Origin of the sequence: Inquilinus limosus MP06 (genome assembly GCF_000767795.1) — a bacterium.
Lineage (GTDB): Bacteria > Pseudomonadota > Alphaproteobacteria > DSM-16000 > Inquilinaceae > Inquilinus > Inquilinus limosus_E.
The window spans coordinates 1-558 of the sequence record NZ_JANX01001143.1 but is presented as its reverse complement, the minus strand read 5'-3'; the positions used below and the strand labels follow the sequence as shown (position 1 = coordinate 558).

Sequence of the window (558 nt, the reverse complement as noted above, 5' to 3'; positions counted from 1 at the left end):
TCGCAGCGTCGGATCCGCCCGCAGCCCCTCGGCCAGGAAGTCCACCAGCGCCCGCACCCGGGCGGAGGCGCGGCGGCCCTCCTGATGCACGACATGGATCGGGATCGGCGGCGGCTCGAACTCCTGCAGCACCACCTGCAGCAGCCCGGCGCGGATCTCCGCCGCCGCCTGGTAGGACAGCACCCGGGTCAGGCCGTGCCCCGCCACCGCCGCCGCCACCGCGACATCGGCCTGGTTCACGATCAGCCGGACCCGCGGCCCGGCCGTTTCCGTTCGCCCGCCCCGATGGAACACCCAGTCGCGCGTCGACGGCCCCCGGATGAACGGGATCGCCTCGTGCTCCGCAAGGTCGGCCGGGCTGCGCGGCGTACCGTGCGCCGCCAGATAGGCGGGCGACGCGCAGACGATCCGCCGCACCGTACCGACGCGGACGGCGCTGAGGCCGGAATCCGGCAGCTCGGCGATGCGCACGGCGACGTCGTAGCCCTCCTCGGCCAGGTGGACGATGCGGTCGATGAAGAAGCTGCGCACCACCAGCCCCGGATAGCGATCGGCGAC

At 74.0% G+C, this 558-nt stretch carries 1 protein-coding gene; it reads right to left on the bottom strand.

Going from position 1 to position 558, the window contains the following annotated elements:
- Positions 1–558: LysR substrate-binding domain-containing protein (locus P409_RS35680; RefSeq protein ID WP_034849923.1), on the bottom strand; the 558-nt coding region annotated here is incomplete at both ends.